Consider the following 19,358-nt stretch of genomic DNA (forward strand, 5'->3'; position numbering starts at 1 on the left):
TGTTTATACTGTGAGATAAATAACTTATTGCATAAATTTATAATCTAATAATGTTATACTAGCCGCCCAAACACTTTGTAAATTGACAAAGTGTACATTAGCATAGCTATCTGTATGATGGATTTATCAGTAGAAAATCTTACTTTGCCAGTATTTTTTATTTCACTACCCCTCTTGCGTAGTCACTCTATAGTAAAGTAAAAACAACTATCTGCTTTATGATAAAAGATTCTCCAGCGGCGCTTACTGCTACTGCATTTTATTAAGACGAAACGAGCATTTTATATGGCGAACGATATCAAACACCTGCGTAATATTGCAATTATTGCCCACGTTGATCATGGTAAAACAACTCTAGTTGATAAACTATTACATCAATCTGGTACTTTTGGCGATCGTGCAAACATTGCTGAACGTGCAATGGATTCAGGTGATATTGAGCAAGAACGTGGTATTACTATTTTGGCCAAAAACACGGCCATTCGTTGGACAGACAGCTCTGACGATACAGAATACCGTATTAATATTGTGGATACTCCAGGCCACGCTGATTTCGGTGGTGAAGTTGAGCGTGTGATGTCAATGGTTGACTGCGTACTTCTAGTTGTTGATGCTGTTGATGGACCAATGCCTCAAACCCGTTTTGTGACCCAAAAGGCATTTGAGCAAGGTCTAAAACCAATTGTTGTTATTAATAAGATTGACCGTCCAGGTGCCCGTCCTGATTGGGTAATGGATCAGATCTTTGATCTATTTGATAACCTTGGTGCAACTGATGAACAGTTAGATTTTCCAGTGGTTTATGCATCGGCATTGAATGGTATTGCAGGTCTAGACGCTGAAGATTTGGCTGATGACATGACGCCGTTATTTAAAACTATTGTCGATGTGGTACAGCCTCCGCAAGTAGATGCAGATGCACCGTTCCGTATGCAAATATCAAGCCTTGACTATAACAGTTTCGTTGGTGTTATTGGTATTGGTCGTATCCAGCGTGGCAAAGTTAGTATAAATACGCAAGTAACAATAATTGATAAGCACGGCAAAACACGTAATGGCCGTATTTTGAAAATTATGGGCTATCATGGTCTTGATCGCATTGATGTTGAAGAAGCACAGGCTGGTGATATTGTTTGTATTACCGGTATTGATGCGCTAAACATCTCAGATACTATTTGCGATCCTAACCACGTAGAAGCGTTGCCAGCATTGACAGTAGACGAGCCAACTGTATCAATGAACTTTCAAGTAAATAATTCACCGTTTGCTGGTCGTGATGGTAAATTTGTGACTTCACGTAACATTCGTGAGCGTCTTGAGCGTGAATTGATTCATAACGTGGCATTACGTGTAGAAGATACAGAGTCTCCTGATAAATTTAAAGTATCGGGTCGTGGTGAGCTTCACTTATCTGTACTTATCGAAAATATGCGCCGTGAAGGTTTTGAGATGGGTGTTTCAGGCCCAGAAGTTATCGTTAAAGAAGTTGACGGTAAACTACAAGAACCGTATGAAAACGTTGTGTTCGATATTGAAGAAGAGCATCAAGGCTCTATCATGGAGCAAGTAGGTCTGCGCAAAGGCGAGATGACCAATATGGAGCTTGATGGTAAAGGTCGCATGCGTATTGAAGCAACCATACCAGCTCGCGGTTTGATTGGTTTCCGTTCTGAGTTCTTAACGTTGACCTCAGGTACTGGTATCATGACGTCAAGCTTTTCTCATTATGGACCACAGAAACTTGGTGATGTCGGTGGCCGTTCTAATGGTGTATTGGTATCTATGGCAAACGGTACTTGCTTAGGTTTTGCACTCTTTAATCTACAAAAGCGTGGCAAACTATTCGCTGAGCCACAGCTTGAAGTATATGAAGGTATGATCGTTGGTTTGAACTCACGTAACGACGATATGGCTGTTAATCCAACGACCGCTAAACAGCTTACTAACGTACGTGCCAGTGGTACTGATGAAGCGTTGACGTTGACGCCAGCGGTTAAGTTTACCCTTGAGCAAGCGCTTGAATTTATTCAAGATGATGAGCTGGTAGAGGTGACGCCAAAAGCTGTCCGTATTCGTAAACGCTACTTGACTGAAAGTGAGCGCAAACGTCATGGTCGTAGTAAGAAAGGTGCTTAATATTGTAGTATAGAATGATTGAAAAAAGGCTAACGCAACGTTAGCCTTTTTTTATGTTTGCTCATCAATTTTTTATAGTTGGTTATTTTGTTACTACGACATGATCGTTAGTATCAATAAGGATTTCTGAAGGTTGGTCAACGACAATACGTACGATATTGTCGTTAGCGTCTTGTGACTTATAAAAATTGTCTTCAGCGACTGTACAACCCAAGCAGCGCCCCATCGCACTCCAAGGCTCAACGAACAGTTTTTGTTGTGCTTGATCAGCGTTACCACCGATAAGAGAAAAAGGCAGACTGACGAGATAAGCGGCAGTACCAGTGACAGCGGTGACTAATTGTAAGGGCTTTCCAACGACTGTATCAACAATCATCGTGTCATATGATGGACCAAAATCACGCTCATCTATCTCTATTGCAGCCGAGGCTGGCTGCGTAAAAGCTATCATAAAGCCTATGCTTAAGGCCATCGTAAGAATCTTACTTTTATTGAAGCGTGGGTTATCGGCATTAGCAGTCATCATTATTTCCTAAAACATGTAAGCGGTATAAGTAATAAACACTGCTATTGAAGATATTTACAAACAAAGGTACTTATAAACAAAGGTACTTACAAAGCAGCGTTGACTCTTTATTAAAGCAAGATGTGTGCCGATAAGCAATATAAAAACATATTATATCGACTTTATCTCATATATATTAGTAAATATTTGTTTATAAAATTGGCTGACAGAGTGGGCAAAACACGCTAGCACGACCATTGAGTTTGATATTGTCGAGTACAGTATCGCAATGCGGACAAGACTCACCTTGTCTACCATAGACATTTAAGGTTTGTTGAAAGTATCCCGTTTGTCCGCTGGCGACTGTAAAATCACGTAGTGTCGAACCCCCAAGCTCGATTGCTCGTTGTAGTATGACTTTAATATGTTTGACCAATATACTTATTTGTTCGTAAGACAATTGATGTGCTGGGGTAGCAGGATGAATAGCAGACAAGTATAGACTCTCTGTTGCATATATATTGCCTACACCAACCACGACCTGCTGCTCCATAATGACTGACTTGATAGCACGAGTAATAGGGCGTCGCTTGGTTGTCTTATCCGACATACTATTGACATTGCTACGCTGAATCAGGCGATACAGATAGTCAGTATCGAAATCTTCTGATAGTGGTTCAGGTCCTAGATGATCTAAAAGCTTGGTACTATAATCCTTATACCATAATAATGCGCCAAAACGTCTGGGATCATGATAATGCAGTTGCGACTGAATACCGTCATTGTCAAAAGTTATTATCAAATGGTCGTGCTTACGTTTATCAGTACCTAAAGGATGCTGTTGTAGACTACCTGACATGCCTAAATGTATGATCAGTTGACGTCGATGTTCAATGGTGTTTTGGCCATTTTCTATCAATTTTACTCTAGGTATAAAAGTCAGTATTAAATACTTTGCTCGGCGCTCTACGTCTTGCAACGTATAGTCAACTAATATACCTAAGTCATCTGGCATCGGCCAACGTAGTTTTGGTTGAAATACTTGTATGGCGGTAACTCTTTGTTTTAATAAAGGGGCAAGACTGGTTTTTGTGGTTTCAACTTCGGGTAATTCAGGCATAAGGGCTTTCTACAAAATTTATAAAATATAAAGTTAAGTTATCGATTAACGGTTAGACAATAGTACGACGTGCATGCAAAATCCCTGGCTGCAGTTCAAGCTTGGCAAGCAGTTTGGATAGATGGGCCAATCCCGAGACTTCGATATGAAATTTTAGCGAGGCTATATTGTCATCAGTGCTCAAGGTCTCAACCTTGCGTATATTGACACTTTCTTTGTCAATGACTTGGGTTAAATCACGCAATAATCCACGTCTATCATAAGCTTCAATATGGATATCAACAGGCTGATAACGACCGGATTTAGACTTCCAAGCTGCACTGATCTTTCTCTCAGGGTCACGTTCAATCAGACGCATGTATTCAGGACAGCCACGGTTATGAACACTAACGCCGCGAGATAAAGTAATGTATCCAGAAATTGGCTCACCATGCACAGGATGGCAACAACCTGCCAAATTTATTTCAATATTATCCAAACCATCAATACAGATTTTGTAGGCATCAAGTTTGCCTGTTGTTTTTGGATCAACACTAGGGGTGTAATCTTCCTTTTCTTTTTCAGGCTCTAAATGCAGCTGACGAGAGATGTGACCAGTTAATTGATGGAGTCCAATGTCGCCTGTAACAAGCCCAACGATAATATCGTCCGTATTATTAACATGAAAATGCTGCGTATAGTCATTCAAGTCGATGCTATTGGGATGTACTGAAAGTCGCTCAAGCTCTTTACTTAGCATCTGCTTACCGATTTCGATATTTTTATCACGGTCTTGTTTGTTAAACCATTGACGCAATTTAGAGCGGGCACGATTGGTATGAATATAACCAAGTGACGCAACTAACCAATCACGATTAGGCTCACGTGACGCTTTAGTAATAATCTCAACCTGTTCGCCTGTTTTTAGCTGGTAAGTCAATGGCACGTAACGCTGATTGACTCGCGCTGCTTGAGCGCGGTTGCCTACTTGCGTGTGTACATAATAAGCAAAGTCAAGTACGGTAGCCCCTTTTGGTAGTTCAGTGATGTCACCATCTCGACTAAAAATGTAAATCCTCTCAAGCTCATCAAAATCAACGATTGGCTCGTCATCTTCTAGTTCACCTAACTCACGGTCAGTAAACTCACCCTCTGCTATGAGCCCTAAACGATTTTGACTCCGAGTTTCGTTATTAATAGAAAGCAGATGACGTAATGAGCTGATCTTTTGAGTGAGGTAGCTGTCTTTTTTCTTTTTGAGACCTTCCTTATAATTTACGTGAGCACACATACCAAGCTCGGCCTCAAAATGCATGCCTTGGGTGCGTATCTGTACTTCAAGTGACTTGTTCTCAGCGATAACCGCAGTATGCAACGAGCGATAGCCATTAGGCTTTGGGTTGGTAATGTAATCATCAAACTGTTCAGGAATGTACCGCCATAAGCCATGTACCAAACCTAACACATGATAACAATCCGCTGGGTTTTCCACCAATACTCGTAGTGCTCGAATGTCATAGAGTTGATCAAACGATAAGCGTTTTAGCTTCATTTTGCGATAGATAGAATAAATATGCTTGACTCGTCCTGAGACATCGGCAGTAATATCAGCTTCTGCTAACGCATCATTTAGCTTGTTTTGCACTCGCTGAATATAGTCTTCACGCTCGCTGCGTTTTTCGGATAATAACTTGGCAATCTCTTTGTAACGCTCAGGGGCAAGATAACGAAAAGCCAGGTCTTCAAGCTCCCACTTTAACTGAGCAATACCTAATCGATGAGCAAGCGGTGCATAAATGGTCATCACTTCGCGGGCCACACGCTGTTGACGTTCAGGTTTGGAGAATGATAACTCACGCATGGCAAAGGTACGCTCGGCAAGCTTAATAAGTACCACGCGCACGTCGTTAGTGACAGAAATAAGCATGCTGTAGATGTTAGATAGCTGATCACGTTGATTGTTGACGAAATGGTCTTCTAGGCGCTTATTGCTTTCTATAATGGCAGACAGCTTTCCCATAGCTAAGGCGTCTTTAACTAAACTTGCAATCTCTACCCCAAAGCTTTGCTCAATATCAGTCAAACTCACCAACGATTTGCGTGCGCTACGGTATAACATAGCAGCCACCAAAGCGTCTTCGTCTTGATATAAATAAGTCAGGATATCTGCCATACCAATACCCGTCACATAAGCACCAGAACGTTCAGACTCGCTAGTATTCATACGACTACGAATAAACTCGCAAGCAGCGGCTAAATTAGGGACAGTTTCTTGGTCGATACGTTTTGCAACATTATCTAGCCATACGGGTACATCAATATTGGCTTGACCTGAATCATCAGCGATAGATGCTTCTGCAAGCATCTGCATATCGTCTAGAAGAATGTGATCCGAATATTCGTTTTTTAATTTGGGATCATGACTATGATAAGAGTAGTAGGCAGAGCGATCAAAAGTGGTATGTAGCTTATGCGTTGCTAGTTGTTGTTTAATATCAGATGGTACTTGGGCGTAGCTATTAGCAGATTGATGAGAGCGCTGGCTTGCCACCAACTGTGCTGCTAAAGCTGCACTATCAGCTTGTGTTGTTTGCCCATCAATAAGCGGTAAACCTTCTCGAATTTTTACCATAGCCGACTCCTCTTAGCTATTTTCAAAATTTCTTATCGTCTTACCTGCTATGCAAAAACGCTTGATCTACCCCATAATTCATGATTATCAGATATGATCAACACAGCTACAAAAATCCATTTTTTAGCAGCTGTTATAAAGAGTTTATGCCCAGTATTTTAAGACGATAAGCGCAAATATGCACAATGTGTAGATAAACACATACAGCTTGTATGGATATTATTATGTCACTTTAGAAAGCTAATTCAAGCAAGGCTCTGTAGTGATAATGCATACAAGCGTAACGGTATTCTGACGAAATTCCATTTGTGCAAAACAGTTCAATTTAAATCAGTAATAAGCCCAATGATACAATCAATAAAAATTAAGTTGTTATTTTCTCAAAGCGAGCAATGGATTCGACATGACCAGTATGACAGAACATGTCCATTACTCCAGCATGGGTGAGACGGTAGCCTTGCTCTAACAAAGCTTTTGTATCACGTGCAAGGGTAGCAGGATTACAAGAGACGTAGACAATCCGCTCAGCATTAAATTTAGGCAAGTATTGCATGATTTCCCAAGCACCAGAACGTGGCGGATCAATGAGTAACGCATCAAAACCTTCGTTAGCCCAAGGTTTATCAGTACAGTCGTGAGTCAAATCTTGGTTATAAAATTTGGTATTATGAATACCGTTACGACGTGCATTGTCTGCTGAGCGTGCTGTCATTGCGTCGCTGCCTTCCACACCTACAACTGCGCCAGTTTCACCAACAAGACGAGCTAGAGGCAAACTAAAGTTTCCTAAACCACTAAACAAGTCGAGTACCCGCTCGCCCGCTTTTAGATCTAACAAATCGCAAGCAAGCTTGGTCATCTGACGATTGACAGAAAGGTTTACTTGCGTAAAGTCAGTTGGGATAAATTCGAAAGTAAGGTCATATTCTGGCAGTTGGTAATATAAACGTCCAAATTGTTGGCTCAGATCATCTTTGTCAGTCAAGGCAACGCGTTGGATACTATCAGCGCCTTTAGACTGTAAATATAGCTGCCAATGACGCGCTGCAAAAAACGCTTTAAGCTTTTCGATATCAGAGTCTGATAATGGAGCTAGATGACGTACGATAAGAGCAACAGGCTGATCGCCATCAGGTAGCTCTGGTAGGTATTCACCCATTGCTAGCTCTAGCTGAGCAATCTTATCGCGGCTCTCAAGTGTACTCATAAGTGCTTTGAGGTTTTCAATCTCAAAGCCAATACGTGGATCTAAAATATGACATTCGTTTAATTCGGCTAAAAAGTTACTTGAGCGCTCACGAAAGCCGACCAATGCATTTTCTTTTTTGGCGACATAGCGTACGCCAAGTCGTGCTTTGGTACGATAGCCGAGACGATCACCAACTATCGGTGCAAGCCAGTTGTCCGGCTCAGCATTGGCTTGATGTATAAGCATCTCAGCAAGTACCGATTGCTTAAAGTTGATTTGACCATCTGGCTGCCAGTGTTGTAAGCTGCAACCACCGCAAACGCCAAAATGCGGGCAGGGCGGTACAGCACGTTCAGGATTTGGGTTGGATGTGATATCAATCGCGTCTCCCTCTTCAAAGCTGGCACGACTATTGGTTAGTTTGACCAAAGCACTTTCACCCGGTAAAGCAAAGCTGACGAAAACTTTTTTGCCATGCTTGTCTGCTACATGTCCCTCTTTTTCATCAAAGCCATTACCATATACGGCAACCCCGCGCCCATCGTGCGACAATCCATCAATATTGAAGGGAAGTGGCTCTGCCTCTTTTAGACGCCGACGTGTCTTGGATGAAGGTTTAGATTTTTTCTTATTAGGCGGGATAGTGATCGTTTGGGTATCGTTGGCTTGTGACATAGTATCAGGTGCTGTAGACGTTTTTGAATCGGTGGGTTGCATAAACCTGCCTTAATAATAAATAACTAAAAATGAGAGTAGGTGCTATTGTCGATAATACTGTGTTTGGTCTTTTATGGTTCAGGTACGGATGTCCAATCGGCAAGAAACTCATGATGGCGCGCTTGACCATCTGCTTGAGTAAAGTTTGCTAAATAGTCACGGCTTTGTTGTTGCCAATGATTATAAGACGGAGACGACAGCTTACCGGTTAGACGCAGCCAGCGTAGATATATCAGCCACGTATTCATGACATCAGATTCGCAATAGATCGATAGTGTTTGCCAATCATTATCATTAACCAGAGCGCCTACCATGCTGCCATCCACATCGGTCTTACCAGGTAGCCCATACAGGCTTGCAACCACATCCATCGCTTCACGGCGACTCGCACCATATTGGCTAAATCTGTCCATTAAATCTAGATGCTTGGTTTGAAAGCGATTGACATAATTATCAAAACGCATGTTTTTAATACGCTCGCCCTCTTCAAACAGCCATGGGGCAGACAGATCATACTGCATAGCGCGGTAAATGAGTACGGGTATATCAAAGCCTGAACCATTCCAGCTAATCAGCTGTGGCAAGGTTTCGATATCGCTGAAGGCGCGGAAAAACTTGGCAAGAATATCTTTTTCGCTAAACTTATCTGCCGTCAAAGAAAATAAAGAAAACTGCCCATCTTTGATGTATAGCGCTGAGATGCACACTATGCGCTGTAATGGTAAGCGCATAAAGTCATGGCCAGCTTCTTGTATTCGAATGGCAGTCAAGGCACTGAGCGCATCAGCGTCGCTTAAGTCAGCCAGTTTTGGATAAATACGACGTGCAGCATCTGTATCCGCCACAGTCTCAATATCAAAGACCAGTACAGGATTGGCAGGTAGGGCATGTGACATAAATAGTCCTAGTTACTTATTGTGCAAGCATTGGTCAGGCATTACGACTGAGTATTATCATCGACAGGAGTGTCATCGACATTGTATAGACCAGTTGATAGATAGCGATCACCGCGATCACAGACGATAAAGGCAATAACAGCATCAGGGTTCTCTTTGGCGACTTGTATAGCCGCCCACGCTGCTGCGCCTGATGAGACACCAGCAAAGATACCTTCAGTCTTCGCCAGTTTGCGCATATAGATTTCAGCGATATGTTGGTCAATATCCATGATTTCATCGACTAAATCTGCCTCAAAGATACCTGGCATATAAGCTGCAGGCCAGCGGCGAATACCGGCGATAGACGCCTCTTCATCAGGTTGCAGGCCGATAACTTTAATCGCTGGGTTTTGTTCTTTAAGGTATTGCGATACGCCTGTAATGGTACCTGTAGTGCCCATTGAGCTGATAAAGTGGGTAATTTTGCCTTCGGTCTGCGCCCACAGTTCAGGGCCTGTCGTCAAATAATGTGCTTGCTTATTATCAATATTATTAAATTGATCAAGCACAACCCCCTGACCATCAGCTTGCATCTGTAATGCCAAATCACGTGCAGCCTCCATCCCTTCATCGACTTCGATTAAGGTTGCGCCATAAGCTTTCATGGCGTCTTTACGCTCTTGAGTTGAGCTTGTTGGCATTAACAAAGTCATCGGATAGCCACGCATCGCGGCAACCATGGCTAAGGCAATGCCCGTATTGCCGCTAGTTGCTTCAATCAAGGTGTCACCAGGCTGAATATCTCCGCGCTGTTCTGCTTGATAAATCATATTAAAAGCAGGGCGATCTTTTACAGAGCCTGCAGGATTATTACCTTCGAGCTTTGCCAGCAAAGTCGCTCCATTGGTAATACTTTCTTCTACAGGCAAACGATGTAATTTTACGAGTGGCGTTTGGCCAACACAATCAGCAAGTTCGGTAACTTGATTGATAAAATTGGCGTTTGGCGTAGTGGTGGAGGACATAGGGCACCTTTGTCTATTTTGGAATAATAGTATTGTAAATACAGTTCTAATCTTTGTTCTAGTCAATTTTGTACTGGTCACATCTCATAATGTCGTGTAACCATTTTATTTGGTATCGACTATAACCGAAAGTTATGACAAATTGAAAATGGCATCATTATATCATTTTGTTTTTAGCTACGCTGATAGCATCAAGATATTTTGGTAAATGAATAAGATTAAAAAGTCAGTCAACTAGAGTCTGTTGGGTATCTAAGTATGAGGACAGCGGATAGTCATAACAGTATAAAATAATTGTTGATATTTATGATAAGTTGATATGAATGACCAAGATAATACCGACACTTCTAAATGCTGCTAAAATAATGAAAGTATTTAACATATTGATGGCTGGATAAAATCATTTATAGTGGTTATTGATAGATAGCACAGAAACCTGTAGGGATAAGTTTTAACATGGCATACAAAAAACGCTTTGATACCAGTAGCGCCTATGGTCAGTTGATCATATTGGTGTTTTTACCGATTTGTGTGTTAGCAGCAGTCGGCGGTATTCTTGTTTTTCATGAGACGATGCGTGCTAGTGAGTCAGAACAAGAAGCGTTAGCCGAGGCTGTGTTGATTCGTTACAAGCCTATGGTTACTGAGCTGATCCCTGCATTGCTAGTGCAAGAACGTCAGCGATCAAAAGCCAATGAAAAAAATTCGCAAGATATGATTGATAATATGGCGGCAGCCAGTCAAGCAGCACTTGAAAACAATATCCGACCTGAGTATCTGCCATTATCACAAGTACATTCGGACCATTATATTAGTGCCCGCGGAGGCAGACTAAGTAGTACAGTGCTGTCAGAAGAAGCGCTCGGAGGAGTGTCTACCTCACGTTTATCGACTGCTGCAGTTATTGATGAAAGTCTCAATGAGACAGCTGACGCTCCGCAAGGGGCGATGGCGACATTGGTATCGATTCGCGATAGGCTCAGTCGCATGCAGTCAGAGCAGCATGTACAACGCATTGCCATTATCAATGAAAATAATCAGGTACTTGCAACAGTCGGCTATGGTGTTAGTGAAAGTTGGCCTCTAATCGATGCATCACAAAGTTTTTTGTCCCAGCAATCGACGCCTATCGGTACAGCTTATGGCACTGTATTGGGTAATTTTGAAGGGCATAGATTGTGGTTGCTCGTCGACATGGATAACGAGCCACTTTATATTGCGCGTTACCGCATCGCGATGGCACTGGTCATTACTGGTCTCTTTACTATCTTGATTTTGCTATTAAGTCTCAATATCTATGCCAAACGCTGGATTGCACCTATTTATGAGCTGCGTTTGCAGCTGCAGCGTACTCATGTGGACAATTTATACAAGCCTATTCCCGTTGAGTCTGATGGAGAGTTGAACTTATTACAACAAGACTTGGTTAAGACGTTACGGCGCTTGCACAGCAGCTTTCAGGATTTGAAAGACCACGCGGAACAAACCGAGGACGATCTACGCCTGGCTTTTGATGAGATGGAGATGCAAAACATTTCTATCAGAAATGCTCGTGATGATGCCATCTCAACCAGTCAGGCTAAGTCTGCATTCTTAGCCAATATCAGTCACGAGCTGCGCACACCTCTAAACAGTATTGATGGATTTATTAATTTGCTGGCGCGTCACGGTGAGCTCAATCCTGAACAAGACTTATACGTACATACCATTCGTAAGTCGTCTGCACATCTGCTGGCATTGGTAAATGATGTGTTGGATTTTTCCAAAATTGAAGCAGGCAAGTTGGTGCTTGATCGTCACGAGTTTGATCTTTATGACACTATTTATGACGTGGTCGATATGCTCTCTCCTGTATCGGCAGAGAAAGGTCTACGTATGGCCGTACTGTTTTATAACGATGTGCCGATGCGAATCGTGGGTGATGCCCTACGCCTCAAACAAGTTTTAACCAATCTTGTCGGTAATGCCATTAAGTTCACCGATAGCGGTGATGTCGTGGTGCGCGTAAGCTTAGATGATCATCGCGATAATCATCTGATGATTAGCGTCCAAGATAGTGGCAAAGGGATATCTCTTGCAGACCAAAAGATGCTGTTTCAAAGCTTTAGCCAAGGTGATCCTTCTATCACGCGTCAGTATGGTGGCACAGGATTGGGCCTTGTCATATCTAAGCAACTAACACGGCTTATGGGCGGTGATATTGGGTTTTATGACAATGCACAAGAAAATATAGCCAATCAAGGAGCGACGTTTTGGTTTCGTATGCCAACTCATATCGATGTATTGGAAGCTGCCACTGGTCAAACCATTGCCTTGCCAGTACTTGCACCACTGGCTAGTGCGAATGATGAGTTCAATGTATTGGTCTGGATCAATCACATTGCGTCAAGACAAGTTTTAAAAGCTAGCCTGCAAGTCCTGCCTATCAAACTTACTCAAGCCAACTCGTTACCTGGTGTGCTTGAGTCACTAAAAGAGCATGGCAATTATTGGGACTGGGTAATCGTCGACAACGACACACAAGATGACATGACAGCACTGCTTAAGCAAATTCGTTTGCACTATCAAGGCAAGCTTGCTGTGTTTGGCTATCAAGTTGCTGCTGACCAAGCGTTATTAAACCGCTATCATGCCAATGTCTTATATGAGCCGTTAGATAAGAGGCAGTTATATGCCATGCTCGACACTCAAAAGAAAAGCGAACCGGTCGCAGCGCAAGCACCGCGCTGGCATGGCATAACTGTGCTGGCAGTAGACGATCATCTGCCCAACCTTTTAGTATTAGATGCGCTTCTTAGTGAGCTTGGTATTCATGTCATCACTGCCAATAGTGGCTTTGATGCCATCGAATTGATCAGCAAGCAGCAGGCCAAAAATATAAGAAATGCTAAATCGTCGCAACAAAGCTTATCCAAAAAAACACAGATATCAAAAGCTCAGGCCCGTGCGCAAACCCATAAGGTGTCGGCCAATGCTGCCTCAACCATAGACATAGATACCGAAGAAAATTCGTTGGCCCATTCAAAAAACAACCCAGAAGATAAAGACAGCATCGATCTTATTTTTATGGATATTCAAATGCCACGTATGTCGGGTCGTGAAGCGGCGCAGCAAATCCGTAAAATAGAGGTTGGTGATAGCCATATTCCTATTATTGCACTAACGGCTCACGGATTGTCTGATGAGCGCGATAAGCTACTCGCAAGTGGTATTGATGACTACGTTGGCAAACCAATTAGCCAACCGCAATTGTTACAAGTGCTACAAAAATGGTTAGGGCGTACATCAACGTCGCAGCATTTACTACCAGTTGCGCCTACTGACGCTACCCATAGCATGGCGTCCAATGTCGTAGACAATACCAAAATCAAAAGTCCGTCTGTAGATAAAACTGTGCGACGTCCACTATCTCTAAAAAAAATCCGTGATGACTATATGCGAGATATTCACCCTCGTGATGAGTATAGGCGAGAGCCCCAACGGGCGACTCAGCCTCGTTATCAAAGCTTACAATATCAAGATACTCTCATTGAACAAGATGAGCAATCACAACACCCTTCACCGGAACAAACACAACAGGATCATGGCTCAAAAAGTAGCAGCATCGTTGGGATGGAGATATTGGACTGGCAAGATGCGCTGACACGTTCGGCAAACAAGCCGGATTTGGCTGCTAAGCTCATTATTATGATGATCGATACAATAGCGGATGAAAAAGAGGCCTTATCTCAAGCGTGGCAAGCGCGTGATCGAAATATGCTGGCGCAAGTTGCACACCGCATTTTGGGTGCCAGTCGCTATACTGGTGTCCCGCAACTGCGTAAAGCCAGCCAAGACTTGGAAGATAAGTGTCTATTAAATGTTCAACATACTACGCCGGTGCAGTTTGCCATGCTCAAGCCGTACTATGAGAACTTATTGCTTGCGCTCAACAATCTACAGGCGCTTGATCTATCACCATATCCGCAACTGAACTATCATCGCTTGAGCGAAAATGATATGACTTGGAAAATGATCTAGTGTGGTTGTCGTCAAAATAACTATCTGGTCAACTGTCACTAAAGTAATGCGTCAGATATTATAAAACGATATGGCCAATAAAATATCGATACCTCTGCAGTCAGTTATTCGCGCGCTACAGCAGATATAAGCCTGTTAAGATTAATAAAGTATAACTGCTAAAACGAACATCAACTTATCATCCAAATTGCTTATTAAGGATTGTTATGCATGCTATCGCCGCTCATCAATATAAAACCCTACAAGTTAGCGTTACCGAAAATATTGCCACCGTTACTATAAATCGTCCTCAAAAAAAGAACGCCATGAGTTTTCAAGTGGTTGATGAGCTGATCGCTGCTGCTAGACATATTAGTAAGGATAAAACGTTACGTGCCGTCATTCTTAATGGTGCTGAGGGGACGTTTTGTGCTGGTATAGATTTGGGTGATTTGAATCATCCCAAAAATCAAGCGTACGCTTTTTGGGAATTAATTAAACCTAACCAAAGCCTATTTCAGCAGGTCTGCTTGGTCTGGCGCGAAGTACCAGTTCCTGTGATTGCTGTATTAGAAGGGTATTGCATTGGGGCAGGATTACAGCTGGCTCTGGCGTGCGATGTGCGCATTAGTCATCCTGATTGCAAACTGTCCATTATGGAAGCCAAGTGGGGATTAGTGCCAGACATGGGATTGACACAATCGGCACTAGGGGTCGTGCGTGCAGACGTGCTAAAAGAGCTAGCAATGAGTGCGCGTACCATTGATGCGGAGGAGGGGCGAACACTAGGGTTGGTTAGTCATTGTAGTGAATCACCATTACAACAAGCACAGTTGCTGGCCGCTGAGTTTGCCGAGCGTTCTCCTGATGCGGTGCTCGCAAGTAAGCGTGTCATCAATGCCATGTATCAGCAGTCGCATACGACGCTATATAAAGAAAAAATGTGGCAGTTAAAACTTATGTTAGGACGAAATCGTAAGCTTGCGCTCAAAAAAGCCAAAGAGGTCAGTACAGTGTTTAGCAAACGCCAGTTTCGTTAATTTAATCCTCAGCTTATAGCAGTGTTGTAGGTGCTGTTTAATTATTGAGGTTTGTTCTATTAAGGTTATATCTCTATTGAAATACAAGCAGATAGTACGATATAGGACTGTCTGCTTGCATATTTGTAACGATAATAAATTAGATATGCACCATTGTTTTTATCAGTAATGCTTGTCAATAAACAGGAATATTTTATTGATAACGTTTATATTGAATAGAAGCAATCGAAGTATCAACAGCAATCTCTGTATAAAATGGTCCCGCTATGTCTGCTCCAAAAACCTCTTTGCCCAATAAACCTATGACTGCTGAACGTGTGCGCGCTGCTGATCTGCCTGTTGCATGGATTATGATGCTTGGGCTGATTGTGGCGATAGGACCTTTATCTATCGATATGTATCTGCCTGCATTACCATCGATGGCAGATGATTTTGAGGTATCTACAGCATTTATGGCCAACTCCGTACCAGCTTACTTTTTTGGTTTGGTATTTGGGCAGCTATTTTATGGTCCTTTTAGTGACCGTGTTGGTCGGGTCAAACCTTTATATATAGGTATGACCTTGTATGTCATTGCATCGATTGTCTGTGCTACGACCAGTAACGAGTATATTTTGTTCGCTGGGCGGACATTACAGGCACTTGGCGCCTGCGTAGGTGCGGTCGTCACCCGCGCAGCGATACGTGATCGACTCACCGCCAAACAAACGGCTAAAGCTTTTTCTATTATGATTTTGGTAATGGGATTGGCGCCTATTTTAGCGCCATCACTTGGTGCACTATTCCTACAGTTCTTTGATTGGCATTCGATTTTTTGGTTTTTAGCAGCTTTTGGGGTGCTTAATTTACTATTAACTAAGTTTTTCTTTTTTGAAACCCTTACAGCAGAAAACCGTAATGTGCGCCCTGCTAAAGAAGTGCTCAGCCAATATTGGAGCTTATTAAAAGATCCAAGTTTTAATTATCCGGCGATTGGTGGCGGGCTGTTGATGGGGGCGATGTTTGTCTATATTAGCTCGGCTTCTGAGCTAATTATGGACACGTATGGTGTGTCAGCGACGCATTTTGGTTGGCTCTTTGGTATGAACGCTGCAGGGTTTGTGGCGTTAACTCAGCTTAATCAATGGCTCACCAATCGCTTTCGTATTTTGAGTATCTTACGTTTTGGGGCGATGATGCAGGTGATTTCTGCAGGCGTATTATTTGCGGTTGGAATTTTTCTTGGTACAGATGCTTGGCTGCCGCTAGTTTTAAGCTGTATTTTCTTTTGTATTGCAGGTCTTGGTCTGACTCAGCCAAACGCTTCTGCCATTGCGTTGGCATTTCAAAAACACCGTGCTGGAATGGCAAGTGCCTTACAAGGCTCTTTGATGTTTTCAGTCGGTATTTTTGGTGGGCTATTGTTGAACTTATTTCCAGTTAATCCTGTACTTAAGATTGGTATTGCAATGTTTGCCTTAATGAGTCTGGGCTGTTTTTTAATTTGGAAAATAGATCGTAACTTAAATCTTGAAGATACCGATTAAAATTTTGTTATTAGCTTTTATTTAAAAAGCGTTCAGTTATCTAATAGATAATGAATGCTTTTTTTATACCTTTAATAAAAGATATATTACAATAATTTATATATATCCCAAAAATTTATTTCATTCAAATAGATGGGTAAAATTTTCAAATAACCTCTGTTATCTACCTCTTATCATACTATTCGTCCATTTATCTAGTTTTTTCTATGTTTCTAGCTATCCTAAAATTACTGAATTAATATCGAATGTAACGGTTTGTATTTTTTATTACAAAAAATTTATATACAAATTTGTTAGTTTGTTAAGGAAAAAGTTACTAATATCTTTTAATTTTCAAGGATGAGTTATGAAGACATTATATAAAGTACTTCCAATGATGTTAGGCGTAGGTTTGTTTGGTTGTAGCAATGCCAACAACGCGACCACTCAGGACAATGTAAATACCAACAGTACTACAGCTATTAAAGATAACAATGCGTTTGTAAGTAAATTGCCTGATACTGCACCGACAGTCAAGCTCTCCACTGACGCGCAGTTTGCTCCTTATGGTTTTAATGATGAGTATGGAAGTGTTACTGGATTTGATATTGATCTTATGCGTGAGATTGGTGAGGATCAAGGATTTAAAGTTGAAATCTATAGTGATCCATGGGAAGAGGTATTTGAAAACTTAGATAACAAAACTCGAGATATGCTTGCAGCGGCTGTACCATATAGTACGGAGCGTGACAAAAAGTATTTACTGTCTGACCCGTATGCACCGCTACCATCAAGCTTAGTGTATTTAGATGAGTCCTTAAATCTCACCTCTGTAGACGAATTAGACGATGTAAAGATTGGGGTGCTTAGCGATACCGTACAGTATGACTACTTTAGTAGTGGTGAAATCAATGTTGAATCTGTTAGCCCATATCCGTCAACTTTTTTAGCAGTAAAGGCTATGGCGCGAGGTGAAGTTGATGCAGTTGCCGAAGATGTGGGTGCCCTTCGTTATCTTATGAATGATTTACCTGATTTGGAGCCAAAATATTTTGATTATGAAGATATCCATGCAGAAAGTGCATACAAAGTACTGCTCGTTGAAAAGGGACAGCCTGAGTTACTTGAAAAGGTAAATGCTGGCTTAAAGAGTCTAAAACAAAATGGTACTTATGCCACTTTAACCACAAAATGGTTTGGTGAAGATCTGACGCAAGCTGTATCGGAACAACGTAAACCAAATACTTAATATCAATAAACTTAAAAATACTCAATTAACTAAAAGCACTCTGCTAAAAAGCATTCATACGTATTAATCGTATGAATGCTTTTTTTATCACATTTGAACTTATCTAATACTGTTTATGTATACACGAGCGTTATTACACACAAATATCCAAGTTAATGATAATAATTATCAATTACTACTCGCTTACCTTGATTGCTATTACAAAGTTACTTGAGTATTATTCATTGTAAGTTTGTGTAATAAATGTACTGCGAGTTCAACGTGTTATTTACCTATTCATTCTATATCGTATTAGGTGAAAAATATGGATTTGATATTTATTTTTTGAAGCTGTAACAGTCAATATCTATTCGAGCTTATGACAGTTTATTAATTCAAAAATACAAAAGATGTTTATGAAAAATCATTTTGTATTAAATAAAAAGTAAATGTTGAATACGAAAGCGTGATAAGTACAATTTATTAAACTGTAAAAACCTCTCAATTTTTCAAGGATAGATTATGAAACAGTTATATCGTGTACTTCCTATTGTACTAAGTGTGGGCTTATTTGGTTGTGGCAACTCTAACAATGCAGGCAATACAACTACGCAAGAAAACGCAACAACGACCAGTCCAACAGTGGCAGAAAACAAAGATACTTTTGTCAGTAAATTACCTGATGATGCTCCAGTAGTTAAAGTAGCAACAACAGGGACCATGCCTCCGTTTTCCTTTCAGGATGACTATGGAAATATGCAAGGTATTGATATTGATGCTATCCGTGCTATTGGAGAAGAGCAAGGCTTTAAAGTCGAGTTTTATAAAGAAACTTGGCAAGACATGTTTGATAGCGTAGAGACTGGCGGTCGTGACTTGGCGGTATCAGGTATCTCTTATAAAGACGATCGTAACGTAAAGTATGGCTTGTCCACACCTTACTTTTTTAACCCATCAGCCATGATGTACTCAAATAAAGACTTAGACTTGAAGCGTTTAGAGGACTTAGGAGGATTACATGTTGCTGGTATGGAAGGTGCAAAACCTGCAGAGCAACTAAAAGAAATTGGCAAATATGGTGAGCTTTCTACAAGAACCACAGCCTTTTTACTATTTGAAGACCTACTGCAAAACAAGGTCGACGTTATCCTACATGATTTGCCTATTTTGCAATACACCGCTAAGACCCATCCAGAGTATGACGTTACTATCGTACCGTATGAAGGTGAAGATACGCCTTCAGCGCAGCAAGTTGTACTAATGGCAAAGGATAACACTCAGCTTATCGACACTGTTAATGAAGGTATCACCAAACTTAAAGCAGAAGGGACCTTTAAGACAATCGAAGAAAAATGGTTAGGTGAAGCTCAATCTGACGCCCAAACTACTGAGCAAGCAAACTAAA

At 41.5% G+C, this 19,358-nt stretch carries 12 protein-coding genes; 6 read left to right on the forward strand and 6 right to left on the reverse strand.

What is annotated here, in order from left to right:
- Positions 1–285 precede the first annotated feature (285 nt).
- Positions 286–2,136: a translational GTPase TypA gene (gene typA, locus ACS8FC_RS01130; protein ID WP_439295615.1), complete on the forward strand. Its 1,851-nt coding sequence runs from the start codon at positions 286–288 to the stop codon at positions 2,134–2,136.
- Between the two features lie 82 nt (positions 2,137–2,218).
- On the opposite strand, the gene ACS8FC_RS01135 is transcribed toward typA, so the two are convergent.
- The 6 genes from ACS8FC_RS01135 to cysM all read right to left on the reverse strand — a co-directional run bounded on the left by ACS8FC_RS01135 (position 2,219) and on the right by cysM (position 10,181).
- The gene (locus ACS8FC_RS01135) at positions 2,219–2,662 is read right to left on the reverse strand and encodes a hypothetical protein (RefSeq protein WP_439262727.1); all 444 of its coding nucleotides are present in this window, start codon (positions 2,660–2,662) and stop codon (positions 2,219–2,221) included.
- A 190-nt stretch (positions 2,663–2,852) separates the two neighbouring features.
- A complete protein-coding gene (mutM, locus tag ACS8FC_RS01140; RefSeq protein WP_439295616.1) occupies positions 2,853–3,761 on the reverse strand; it encodes a bifunctional DNA-formamidopyrimidine glycosylase/DNA-(apurinic or apyrimidinic site) lyase in 909 nt (302 codons plus the stop codon).
- A gap of 52 nt (positions 3,762–3,813) precedes the next feature.
- A complete protein-coding gene (locus tag ACS8FC_RS01145; RefSeq protein WP_439295617.1) occupies positions 3,814–6,372 on the reverse strand; it encodes a RelA/SpoT family protein in 2,559 nt (852 codons plus the stop codon).
- Between the two features lie 364 nt (positions 6,373–6,736).
- Positions 6,737–8,278: a 23S rRNA (uracil(1939)-C(5))-methyltransferase RlmD gene (gene rlmD / locus ACS8FC_RS01150; RefSeq protein WP_439295618.1), complete on the reverse strand. Its 1,542-nt coding sequence runs from the start codon at positions 8,276–8,278 to the stop codon at positions 6,737–6,739.
- A gap of 71 nt (positions 8,279–8,349) precedes the next feature.
- A complete protein-coding gene (locus tag ACS8FC_RS01155; RefSeq protein ID WP_439295619.1) occupies positions 8,350–9,174 on the reverse strand; it encodes a 3'-5' exonuclease in 825 nt (274 codons plus the stop codon).
- A 41-nt stretch (positions 9,175–9,215) separates the two neighbouring features.
- Complete coding sequence (gene cysM, locus ACS8FC_RS01160; RefSeq protein WP_439295620.1) at positions 9,216–10,181, reverse strand: cysteine synthase CysM; 966 nt, start codon at positions 10,179–10,181, stop codon at positions 9,216–9,218.
- A gap of 456 nt (positions 10,182–10,637) precedes the next feature.
- Between cysM and ACS8FC_RS01165 the strand changes: the two genes are divergently transcribed.
- From ACS8FC_RS01165 to ACS8FC_RS01185, 5 genes are all read left to right on the forward strand, one after another.
- The gene (locus tag ACS8FC_RS01165) at positions 10,638–14,201 is read left to right on the forward strand and encodes a hybrid sensor histidine kinase/response regulator (protein ID WP_439295621.1); all 3,564 of its coding nucleotides are present in this window, start codon (positions 10,638–10,640) and stop codon (positions 14,199–14,201) included.
- 206 nt (positions 14,202–14,407) lie between these two features.
- Positions 14,408–15,220, forward strand: a complete 813-nt coding sequence (locus ACS8FC_RS01170; protein WP_439262713.1) for a crotonase/enoyl-CoA hydratase family protein — start codon at positions 14,408–14,410, stop codon at positions 15,218–15,220.
- Between the two features lie 302 nt (positions 15,221–15,522).
- Positions 15,523–16,746 carry a multidrug effflux MFS transporter gene (locus tag ACS8FC_RS01175; RefSeq protein WP_439295660.1) on the forward strand — a complete coding sequence of 408 codons (1,224 nt, stop codon included), beginning with the start codon at positions 15,523–15,525 and terminating at the stop codon, positions 16,744–16,746.
- A 346-nt stretch (positions 16,747–17,092) separates the two neighbouring features.
- On the forward strand, positions 17,093–17,974 hold the full coding sequence (locus tag ACS8FC_RS01180; protein ID WP_439295622.1) for a substrate-binding periplasmic protein: 882 nt from the start codon (positions 17,093–17,095) through the stop codon (positions 17,972–17,974).
- Positions 17,975–18,475: 501 nt separating this feature from the next.
- Positions 18,476–19,357 (forward strand): substrate-binding periplasmic protein, encoded by an 882-nt coding sequence (locus ACS8FC_RS01185; protein ID WP_299218112.1) that lies wholly within the window; start codon positions 18,476–18,478, stop codon positions 19,355–19,357.
- Position 19,358: the final 1 nt, after the last annotated feature.

It is taken from the genome of Psychrobacter sp. 1Y4, assembly GCF_051847555.1.